General features: G+C 71.6%; 9 protein-coding genes and 1 pseudogene. 2 read left to right on the forward strand and 8 right to left on the reverse strand.

What is annotated here, in order from left to right; genetic code table 11:
• Positions 1-136 precede the first annotated feature (136 nt).
• The 8 genes from Q7T15_RS04005 to Q7T15_RS04040 all read right to left on the reverse strand — a co-directional run bounded on the left by Q7T15_RS04005 (position 137) and on the right by Q7T15_RS04040 (position 8,297).
• Positions 137-1,129, reverse strand: a complete 993-nt coding sequence (locus Q7T15_RS04005) for an LLM class F420-dependent oxidoreductase (protein ID WP_304693513.1) — start codon at positions 1,127-1,129, stop codon at positions 137-139.
• A gap of 10 nt (positions 1,130-1,139) precedes the next feature.
• Positions 1,140-1,547, reverse strand: a complete 408-nt coding sequence (locus Q7T15_RS04010) for a PGPGW domain-containing protein (RefSeq protein ID WP_304693515.1) — start codon at positions 1,545-1,547, stop codon at positions 1,140-1,142.
• Between the two features lie 34 nt (positions 1,548-1,581).
• Entirely contained in the window at positions 1,582-3,285 is a 1,704-nt protein-coding gene (locus Q7T15_RS04015) for a long-chain-fatty-acid--CoA ligase (protein ID WP_304693517.1), read from the reverse strand.
• 49 nt (positions 3,286-3,334) lie between these two features.
• Positions 3,335-4,408 carry a low specificity L-threonine aldolase gene (locus Q7T15_RS04020; RefSeq protein ID WP_304693519.1) on the reverse strand — a complete coding sequence of 358 codons (1,074 nt, stop codon included), beginning with the start codon at positions 4,406-4,408 and terminating at the stop codon, positions 3,335-3,337.
• A 30-nt stretch (positions 4,409-4,438) separates the two neighbouring features.
• Complete coding sequence (locus Q7T15_RS04025; RefSeq protein WP_304693521.1) at positions 4,439-5,110, reverse strand: SDR family NAD(P)-dependent oxidoreductase; 672 nt, start codon at positions 5,108-5,110, stop codon at positions 4,439-4,441.
• Positions 5,111-5,133: 23 nt separating this feature from the next.
• Positions 5,134-6,627 (reverse strand): DUF6421 family protein, encoded by a 1,494-nt coding sequence (locus Q7T15_RS04030; RefSeq protein WP_304693522.1) that lies wholly within the window; start codon positions 6,625-6,627, stop codon positions 5,134-5,136.
• A gap of 151 nt (positions 6,628-6,778) precedes the next feature.
• Positions 6,779-7,414: a DedA family protein gene (locus Q7T15_RS04035; protein ID WP_304693524.1), complete on the reverse strand. Its 636-nt coding sequence runs from the start codon at positions 7,412-7,414 to the stop codon at positions 6,779-6,781.
• 46 nt (positions 7,415-7,460) lie between these two features.
• On the reverse strand, positions 7,461-8,297 hold the full coding sequence (locus tag Q7T15_RS04040; protein WP_304693526.1) for an exodeoxyribonuclease III: 837 nt from the start codon (positions 8,295-8,297) through the stop codon (positions 7,461-7,463).
• A gap of 84 nt (positions 8,298-8,381) precedes the next feature.
• Between Q7T15_RS04040 and pyrE the strand changes: the two genes are divergently transcribed.
• Positions 8,382-8,930, forward strand: coding sequence for an orotate phosphoribosyltransferase (gene pyrE / locus Q7T15_RS04045; protein WP_304693528.1), 549 nt, complete (start codon positions 8,382-8,384; stop codon positions 8,928-8,930).
• Between the two features lie 12 nt (positions 8,931-8,942).
• A pseudogene (locus tag Q7T15_RS04050) lies at positions 8,943-9,198 on the forward strand (hypothetical protein); the annotation flags it as partial.

Consider the following 9,198-nt stretch of genomic DNA (forward strand, 5'->3'; position numbering starts at 1 on the left):
CGACACAGCAGTCGTCGACCTTCAACAGACAAACGGGCATTAGCGTGAAGCTCCATCGGGCTCCTTCAGGTGAGAGCGACTAGACACCCTCAAGCCTGGAGGAGCTCGACCTGAACAACCTGCCTGGGAACTACATCTAGCTCGCGAGGGCCGGCATGACCTCGCGCTCGAACAGCTCGATGCCGCTCGTGTCGTAGGCGGCCTCGGCGAAGTACGTGATCGCGTACGTCATCCCGAGCTTCTCGAGCCCCTGCAGCTTCTCGACGATCTGCTCGGGCGTGCCCGCGAGCCCCGTCCCGTTGCGCAGGTCGGCGACGGCCTTCGTCGCGCGCTCCTCGCCGATGAATCGCGCCATGCGCGCCTCGATCGCGGCGATGCGGTCGGCGACTTCGGCCTCGTCGCGCCCGATGACGGTGTTGAAGTTCGACGACCGCGTGATCGCCTCGAAGCTCGTGCCGAGCCGTTCGCAGTGCCCGCGCAGGATCTCGCTCTTGCGCACGAACTCCTCCGGCTGCCCCGCGAAGTTCGTGTACTGCCCGTACTGCGCCGCGATCCGCAGCGTCACCTTCTCGCCGCCTCCGGCGATCCAGAGGGGGATGCCCTGCTCCTGCACCGGCAGAGGCCGAACGATCGCCCCGTCGACCTGGAAGTAGCGGCCGTCGAGGGTCGCCGTGCCCTGCGACCAGGCCTGGCGCATGATCTGCACGCCCTCGTCGAGCGCGCGCAGGCGGTCGCCGATCTCCGGGAAGCCGTACCCGTAGGCGCGCCATTCGTGCTCGTACCAGCCGCCGCCGATGCCCATCTCGACGCGACCGCCCGAGACGTGGTCGACCGTCGTGGCGACCTTTGCGAGGTAGGCGGGGTTGCGGTAGCCCATGCACGTGCACATCTGGCCGAGGCGCACGCGCTCGGTGACGGCGCCGAAGGCCGACATGAGCGTCCACGCTTCGTGCGTCGCCTCCTCGCTCGGCACCGGCACGGTGTGGAAGTGGTCGTAGACCCAGATCGACTCCCACCGGCCGGCGTCGGCGTGGAGCGCGAGGCGCTTCATCACCGCCCACTGGTCGTTCGGGTCGATGTCGACGAGGTCGTGGCGCCAGCCCTGGGGGATGAAGAGTCCGAATCGCATGGGCTCCACGCTACGCCCGGGGCGGGGTCTCCGTCCGTCCGGTCTCCCGCAGAGGTTCCTGTGCGCGGCGCGCCTCGCGACGGGCGCGCGCCGCGGCCGCGGCCTTCTTCGCGAGCGCGACACCCTGCTGGTTGAGCCTCTTCGCCCGCGGGCTCTCGGTGCCGAGGATGGCGAGACCGCCGAGCGCGATGAGCGCGCCCGGGCCGGGCAGCGGCATGAGCACGACGCCGAGGCCGACGGTCGTGCCGCCGACGACCTTGACGCCCGTGCGGTAGGCCGAGTCGGCTCGGGGGTTCCGGCGGATCGCCTCGCGCGCCGCGCTGGCCGCAGAGCGAACCGGGCCGAGGCGCTGCGCATCGTCGGCGGTCGTATAGCCGGGGTCGCCGGGGCGCAGGATGCGCGGCTCGGGTTCAGTCACGCGCTCATCCTCCGCCCCGGGCCTTGGAACCCGCTCAGCGCGCCTCGTCCTGAGCGGCGAGCTGCTCGCGCACCTCGCGCCGCAGCACCTTCCCGATGAGCGACGTGGGAAGAGCATCCAGCACCAGGAATCGGCGGGGCACCTTGTAGGCCGCGAGGCTCCTCTTGGCGTGGGCGCGCAGCGCGTCGGCGTCGAGGCTCGCGCCCTCGGCGAGCACGATTGCGGCGACGAGCTCCTCGCCGCCCTGCGGGGAGTCGAGCCCGACGACGGCCGCGCTCTCGACGCTCGGGTGCGCGACGAGCACCGCCTCGACCTCGCTCGGCGCGACGTTGAAGCCGCCCGTGATGACGAGCTCCTTGATGCGGTCGACGATCGTGACGAAGCCGTCGGGCGACACGGTGACGATGTCGCCCGTGCGCAGCCAGCCGCCCGGCAGGAGGGTGGCCGCGGTCTCGTCCGGTCGGTTCCAGTAGCCGTGGAACACCTGCGGGCCGCGCAGCAGCAGCTCGCCCTCCTCGCCGACCCCGCGGTCGACGGTCGGGTCCTCCGGGTCGACGACGCGGATGTCCGTGCTCGGGAACGGCACGCCGACCGTGCCCGGTCGCCGCGTCGGCCCCATCGGATTGCCGACGGCGACGGGCGACGACTCGGTCATGCCGTAGCCCTCGACGAGCAGGCCGCCCGTCGCCGCCTCCCACTGCTCGACGATGCTCACGGGCAGGCTCATCGCCCCCGAGATCGCGAACCGGATGCCGTCGAGGCTGACCCCCGCATCGGCCGCGCCCGTCGCGAGCCGCTGGTAGATCGGCGGAACCGCGGGCAGGAAGGTCGCGGGCGTGCGCCGCATGGCTGCGAGCACGAGCTCGACCGTGAACTTCGGCAGCAGCACGAGGCGCGCCCCGATGCTCATTGCGAAGGTCAGGCACAGCGTGAGCCCGTAGGCGTGGAACATCGGCAGCGCCGCGTAGACGACCTCGTCGCCCTCGCTCAGCCCCGGCACCCACGCGCGCCCCTGCGCGGCGTTGGCGCGCAGGTTGCGGTGGCTGAGAATGGCGCCCTTGGGTCGCCCGGTGGTGCCGCTCGTGTACTGCAGCGCGGCGATGTCGTCGAGAGCGGGGCGCGGATGCCCGGGCGCGAGCCGCGCACCGCGCTCGAGCGCGGCCCAGGGCTCCACGCCCTCGGGCAGCGAGCCCGCGGTGAGCGCCGCCCGTGAGCTGCGCGCCTTCGCCACGGGCAGCCGGAGCATCGCCCGCGTCCCGAGCGGCATGGCGCGGGTCACGTCGACCCCGATGATCGTCGCGATGCCGAGCTCGTCGGCGAAGCTCCGTACGGTCGCCGCCGTGCTGTCCCAGACGATCGCGACGCGGGAGCCGTGATCCTCGAACTGGTGGCGCAGCTCCGCGGCCGTGTAGAGCGGGTTGTGCTCGACGACGATCGCGCCGAGCCGCAGCACCGCGTAGAACGCGATGACGTGCTGGGGGCAGTTCGGCAGGACGAGCGCGACGCGGTCGCCGGCCGTCACGCCGCGCTGGGCGAGGGCGCCGGCGACGCGCTCGATGCGCTCGCCGAGGTCGGCGTACGTCGTCTCGGCGCCGAAGAAGTCGAGGGCGATGCGCGAGCCGAAGCGGCGCACCGATTCGTCCATCATGTCGACGAGCGACTGGGTGAGCGGGGCGATCTCGTGCGGAACGCCGGACGCGTACTGGGCGAGCCACGGGCGGCTCTCGAAGACGGACATGCCGGGCATTCTTCCTCGTCCGCCGGGACAGGCACCCAGGAAGCGTCGGCTAGCGGGCGAGCTCCTCGCGCACGACCGCGAGGAACGCGTCGATGTCGCCCTCGGTCGTGTCGAACGCGCACATCCAGCGGACCTCGCCGCGCGCGCGATCCCAGTCGTAGAAGCGCACGCGCTCGCGGATCCGATCGGCGACGGCGTTGTCGAGCACGGCGAAGACCGCGTTCGCCTCGGTCGCCTGGCTGAATCCGAGGGAGTCGGCGGGCACCGAGCCGTCGGCGAGCATCCGCTCGAGGCCCGCCCGGAGGCGCGCGGCCATCGCGTTCGCGTGCGACGCCGATCGCATGCCGAGCCCGCCGTCGAAGAGCGTCAGCAGCTGCGCCGAGAGGAAGCGCATCTTGCTCGCGAGCTGCATGTTCATCTTGCGCAGGTACAGGAGGCCGGGCGCCTTCGCCGGGTCGAGGACGACGATCGCCTCGGCGCCGAGCAGCCCGTTCTTGGTGCCGCCGAGCGACAGGATGTCGACCCCGGCGTCGGCGGTGAACGCGCGCATCGAGGTGCCGAGCGCTGCGGCCGCGTTCCAGACCCGCGCGCCGTCGAGGTGCAGCGCCATGCCGTGCTCGTGCGCGAAGTCGGCGATCGCGCGCACCTCGTCGGGCGTGTACAGCGTGCCGAGCTCGGTCGTGTTGGTGATGCTCACGGCGAGCGGCTGCGCGCGGTGCTCGTCGCCCCAGCCGAAGGCCTCCGTCGCGATCAGCTCGGGGGTCAGCTTGCCGTCGGCCGTCGGGACCGTGAAGAGCTTGAGGCCGCTCACGCGCTCGGGAGCTCCGCCCTCGTCGGTGTGGATGTGGGCGGTGCCGCTCGCGATGACGGCGCCCCAGCGCGGCATGAGCGCGGTCAGGGCGAGCACGTTCGCGCCCGTGCCGTTGAAGACCGGGAAGACCTCGGCCTGCTCGCCGAACTCCTGCCGCACGACGTCGGCGAGGCGCTCGGTGTACTGGTCCTCGCCGTACGAGATCTGGTGGCCCTCGTTCGCGTCGGCGATCGCCTGCAGCACCTCGGGGTGGACGCCCGCGTAGTTGTCGCTCGCGAAGCCTCGGTAGGTCGTGTCGTGGAGTCGGGTCACGCGCTCATTCTCTCGTGCGGGTACGTGCGGCTACTCGACGGGCGCGTCGTCGCCGAGGGTCGCGACGACGCCGTTGAGCTTCTCGTGCGGGAGGTCCCACAGCGCGGCGACCGACTGCGCGAGCGCATCGATGACGCCCTCGCCGTCGAGCGACTCGACGACGAACGTGACGGCGGCCGTGGGCGTGCCCTTGACGCGCCAGCCGTTCGCGAGCGCCTGCACCCAGGTCTCGGCGGCCGTCTTGAGGGTGACGTAGTTGACCATGCCCCAGCGGGGTGCGGCGACGGATGCGCTGCTCACGATCGCGAGACGCCCCGCGCTCGACGCGCTGAGGTCGTCGCGCAGCTCGCGCGAGGTCACCCGCAGGGTGCTGAGCACGCGCTTCTCGAGCCACTCCCAGTCGTCGTCGGAGGCTCCGGCCCGCCACCCGCCGACGAGGTGGATGAGGCCGTCGATGGAGGGGCGCCGGGTGCGGAGCGCCGCCGCCCACTCGGCCACGGCATCCGCGTCAGCCAGGTCGAGGGCGTGCGTCTCGGCCGCCGCGATCTCCTCGATCGTGTCGGGCCGCGAGCTCACGGCGACGACGTAGGCGCCCGCCGCCGTGAGCGCGGCGCAGACCTCGCGGCCCGCGGCGCCGCCCGCTCCCGCGACGACGACCGTGCGGTCGTGGGCGGAGGAGGGGGCGGCGGCGGGCTCGGTCATGCCGTCGAGGCTAGTCGCGCCGCTCACTCGGCGTCGGTCGCGGCGGTGTCCGTGGACCCCGTGATGCCCGCGGTCGACTCGATGACGAGCGCCATCTTCTTCTGCAGCGCCTCGAAGAACATCGACAGCGGGAACTCGTCGTCCATCACGAGGTCGGTCCAGCCCTTGAGCGGGCCCTCGAGCACCTCGCGCGGCAGCCCGGCGGCCCACTGAGAGGCGGGGTGCGGCGTGAGCGTCGAGGAGACGAGCGCGTACGCCGCGAGCCAGTGCGCGCCCTTGGGGCGATCGATCGAGGACCAGTAGAGCTCGTTGATCGCGTCGCTCAGCGCGACGACGACGTCGGGCACGGCGTCCCAGTCGATCGCGAGCTGCGTGTCCGTCCAGTGCAGGACGCCCTTCTGGTGCATCCACGCGAACAGCAGCTGCCCGCCGACGCCGTCGTAGTTGCGGGTGCGGGTGCCGGTGATCGAGAAGCGGAAGATGCGATCGAAGATGACCGCGTACTGAACCAGCTGGGCGTGCTCGCGCGTGACGGCATCCGTCGCCTCGTCGCGCTGCAGGCGCACGGCCTCGCGGAAGGCGGTGAGGTCGCAGCGCAGTTCCTCGAGCGTGTAGAGGAAGAACGGCATGCGCTGCTTGATCATGAACGGGTCGAAGGGCAGGTCGCCGCGCATGTGGGCGCGGTCGTGGATCATGTCCCACATCACGAAGGTGCGCTCGGTGAGCTCCTGGTCGTCGAGCATCGCCGCGGCGCCGGAGGGCAGGTCGAGCTTCGTGATCTCGGCAGCGGCGCGGACGACGCGGCGGTAGCGCGCGGCCTCGCGGTCGGCGAAGATCGCGCCCCAGGTGAAGACGGGCAGCTGCGCGGGCGTACCCTCGGGTGCTCCGGCGGGGACGCGCGGGGTGACGGCGACCGACTCCGGGAACAGCACGGCCGAGTTCGTGTCGTATCCGGGGGTGAAGTCGGCGAAGCGCAGACCGAGGTACAGGGCGTTGCCGTACTCGGTGGCCTCGAGCTCGGCGATGAAGTCGGGCCAGATGACCTCGAAGACGACGGCCTCGACGAGCCGGTCGGTCGAGCCGTTCTGCGTGTACATCGGGAAGACGACGAGGTGCGCGACGCCGTCGCGGCGCTGGTCGGCCGGCCGGAACGCCTCGAGCGCGTCGTAGAAGTCGGGGACGCCGAACCCGCCGTCGCGCCAGCTCTCGAAGTCACGGGCGGCCGCGAGCAGGTAGTCGGTGTCGTACGGGATGCGCGGGGCGAAGTGGCGCAGCGCCTCGACGATGCGGCCGACGTGGACGGCCGCCTCGGTGTGGACGGTCTCGTCGGGGATCGAGCCGTCCTTGACCTGGTGCGGGCGGATCGCCTCGGCGGCGGTCTTGAGCGCCGCCCACTGCGGGTCGGCGACGATCTGGGCGGCCGTGAGAGCCTCGAGGGCGGAGGTCGCTGCACGGGCATCCTCGACGACCTCGGGCTCTCCGATGACGGGCACGGAGATGCGTGCGGTGTCGGTCATGAGTCCTCCTTCGGTCGCTCGAGCGCGGTGTTTCGAGCGTAAGCGGGAAACCGCCGCTCATGGTTGCGATCCGCGCATGAAAGAGGCGCGAAAGACCATCGGCGCGCACTGAATGCGCGTGAACGCCGATTCACGCGCAGCGGGGCGAGGCTCAGATGTCGGCGGAGGGGTCGCCGGCGCTCTGCGCACGGCGGTGGCGGCGGATGCGCAGCACGACGATGACCGCGAGCGCGAGAACCGCGACGACGAGGATGAGGCGCGAGTACTGGCCCATGAACGCCTCGACGACCGTCCAGTTCTCACCGAGCACGAAGCCCAGGATGATGAAGAGCGAGTTCCAGATGCCCGAGCCGATGAGCGTCAGCAGGAGGAAGAGCCCGAGGTTCATGCGCTCGACCCCGGCGGGGATCGACACGAGACTGCGCACGATCGGCACGAAGCGACCCGTGAGCACGGCGATCCTGTCGTGCTTGCCGAACCAGATCATCGCCTTGTCGACGTCGTCCGAGCTCATGAGCGGAACCCTGTCGGCCCAGCGGCGCAGGCGGGCGAGGCCGACGTACCGTCCGAGGTAGTAGAGCCCGAGGGCGCCGACGAGCGAGCCGATCGTCGTCGCGATGATCGCGCCGACGAGCGTGAAGGAGCCGCGGCTCGCGGTGAACCCCGCCAGGGGGAGGATGATCTCGCTCGGGATCGGCGGGAACAGGCTCTCGATCGCGACCAGCAGCCCGGCGCCGACGACGCCGAGCGTCTCCATGACGGCGATGGCCCAGTCGTCGATTCCCACGGGGGTCGAGCCTAGTCGGCGCCCATGAACGGGCGGTCTCGGGCTCTCAGAAGATCATCGGTCGGTCATCGTCGTCCTCGTCGCCGGCGAGCTCGACGAGCACGGGGACGTGATCGCTCGGGGCGTCGCCCTTGCGCTGCTCCCGCTCGATCCGGGCATCCACCACCCGATCGGCGAAGCCGGGCGTGCCGAGGATGAAGTCGATGCGCATGCCCTCGTTGCGCGGGAACCGCAGCTGCTTGTAGTCCCAGAAGGTGTACCCCTCGGGCTGGATGGGCCGCACGACGTCGGTGAGCCCGATCGACTCGAAGTGAGCGAACGCGGCGCGCTCGGGCGGCGAGATGTGCGTCGAGACGCCCGGGACGAAGCTCGGGTCGCCCATGTCGGCGTCGGTCGGAGCGACGTTGAAGTCGCCCGTGAGAGCCATCGGCGCACCGGGATTCGCCGCCATCCACGCCTGCGCGTCGTCGGCGAGCGCGGCGAGCCAGCGCAGCTTGTAGTCGTAGTGCGGGTCGTCGAGCCCGCGGCCGTTCGGCACGTAGAGGCTCCACACGCGGACCCCGTCGATCGTCGCTCCGAGCGCCCGAGCCTCGAGCGGGGCATCCGGCCCCTCATGCCCCTTCGCGAAGCCGGGCTGCCCGCGGAAGCCGACCTCGACGTCGGTGATCGGCAGGCGGCTCGCGATCGCGACGCCGTTCCACTGGTTGAGGCCCCACGTGACGACCTCGTAGCCCGCGGCCTCGAAGCCCTCGCGCGGGAACTGCTCGTCCTTGCACTTGATCTCCTGCATCGCGAGCACGTCGATGTCGGCGTTCACGAGCCAGTCGACGACGCGGCCGTGGCGGGTGCGGATCGAGTTGACGTTCCAGGTGGCGATGCGCATGGGGCAAGCGTATTCGGCGCCGCTGACCGGCCGGGGCGGATGCTCGGCGCGGGTCGATCGGACGCGCTGGGTAGGCTGGCGGGCGTGACCGACGCGCGCGAGCAGCTCATCCAGTACATCCGCGACGAGGCCGTCTTCCACGGAGACTTCACCCTCACGAGCGGCAAGAAGGCCAGCTACTACATCGACCTGCGCAGGGTGAGCCTCGACCACCGCGTCGCCCCGCTCATCGGTCGGGTCATGGTCGACCTGATCGGCGACATCCCCGACATCGCCGCCGTCGGCGGGCTCACGATGGGCGCCGACCCCATCGCGGCCGCCGTGCTGCACCAGGGCGCCGCGCTCGGCAAGACCTACGACGCGTTCGTCGTGCGCAAGGAGCCCAAGGACCACGGCCGCGGCAGGCAGGTCGAGGGGCCCGACCTCGAGGGCAAGCGCGTCATCGTGCTCGAGGACACCTCGACGACCGGCGGATCGCCGCTCACCGCCGCGAAGGCGCTCGAGAAGGTCGGCGCGATCGTCGTCGCCGTCGCGGTCGTCGTCGACCGGGCGACCGGCGCGCAGCAGATCATCGAGGACGCCGGCTACGAGTACCGCGCCGCGATCGGCCTCACCGACCTCGGGCTCGCGTAGGCGCATCTCCGCATGAGCGAGCGCGACGACGACCTCGAGACGCAGGCGCTCGACTCCGTCGACGTGCCGACCCAGGCGATCGACGCGGTCGACGTGCCGACGGAGGCGCTGTCGGTCGCCGACGCGCCCGACCCGCGCACGCAGGCGCTCGCCGCGGAGGACCTGCCGGCGGCGCCGGCGGCCGCACCTCTCGCGCCCTTCGACCCCGCCGGCTCGATCACCGAGCTCATCGCCGGGCCGCTCGCGGCTGGCGGCGCGGCAGGGGCTG

Source organism: Microcella sp. (assembly GCF_030645145.1).
Taxonomy (GTDB): Bacteria; Actinomycetota; Actinomycetes; order Actinomycetales; family Microbacteriaceae; genus Microcella.

Bases quoted from the DNA above. Each gene is read 5' to 3' on its own strand.
- Q7T15_RS04005 (WP_304693513.1), bottom strand. From the start codon at position 1,129: ATGCGATTCGGACTCTTCATCCCCCAGGGCTGGCGCCACGACCTCGTC.
- Q7T15_RS04015 (WP_304693517.1), bottom strand. From the start codon at position 3,285: ATGTCCGTCTTCGAGAGCCGCCCGTGGCTCGCCCAGTACGCGTCCGGC.
- Q7T15_RS04025 (WP_304693521.1), bottom strand. From the start codon at position 5,110: ATGACCGAGCCCGCCGCCGCCCCCTCCTCCGCCCACGACCGCACGGTC.
- Q7T15_RS04030 (WP_304693522.1), bottom strand. From the start codon at position 6,627: ATGACCGACACCGCACGCATCTCCGTGCCCGTCATCGGAGAGCCCGAG.
- Q7T15_RS04040 (WP_304693526.1), bottom strand. From the start codon at position 8,297: ATGCGCATCGCCACCTGGAACGTCAACTCGATCCGCACCCGCCACGGC.